Genomic DNA, 614 nt, shown 5'->3' with positions numbered 1-614 from the left:
CGCCGCGCGGATCGGCGAGCTCCTCCCCGAGGATCGCATCGTCGTCTCGGACGGCGGGCACTTCCTCGGGTGGTCGAACATGTACTGGCCGGTCGCCTCGCCCGACCGGGTGATGATGGTCGGGACCGCGTATCAGTCGATCGGCCTCGGATTCCCCTCGGTCGCGGGCGCCATCGCGGCGCGTCCGGAGTCGACGGTCGTGCTCACCACGGGTGACGGCGGCGGCCTCATGGCGATCGCCGACCTCGAGAGCGCGGTGCGCACGGCCGCGGGACACGGCATCGCGGTGGTGTGGAACGACGCCGCGTACGGCGCCGAGATCAACCTCTACGGCCTGAAGGGTCTCGCGCGCGAGCCGATGCTCATCCCCGAGGTCGACTTCGCCGCGGTCGCGCGCGGGTTCGGCGCGGAGGGGGTGGTCGTCCGAGAGGTCGCCGATCTCGACGCGCTCGCCGACTGGACGGGGAGAGACCCCGAGCAACGCCCCTTCCTGTTGCTCGATCTGCGCATCAGCGGCTCCGTGATCGCTCCGTATCAGCGCGAGATCATCAAGGTGAACTCATGAGCGTCGACGGCCGGGGCACTGCACCGGCGTCCGTCGGCGCGGGGCGGGA

1 protein-coding gene is annotated in these 614 nt (G+C 71.2%); it reads left to right on the top strand.

The features are described 5' to 3' along the window. Positions 1-565: thiamine pyrophosphate-dependent enzyme (locus NS283_RS18120; RefSeq protein ID WP_241492288.1), on the top strand; the 565-nt coding region annotated here is incomplete at its 5' end. Between the last annotated feature and the right edge of the window lie 49 nt (positions 566-614).

It is taken from the genome of Microbacterium testaceum (genome assembly GCF_001476285.1).
GTDB classification, from domain to species: Bacteria; Actinomycetota; Actinomycetes; order Actinomycetales; family Microbacteriaceae; genus Microbacterium; species Microbacterium testaceum_B.
Note: the sequence above shows the minus strand (reverse complement) of the source record. Positions and strands in the feature narration are given on the sequence as shown.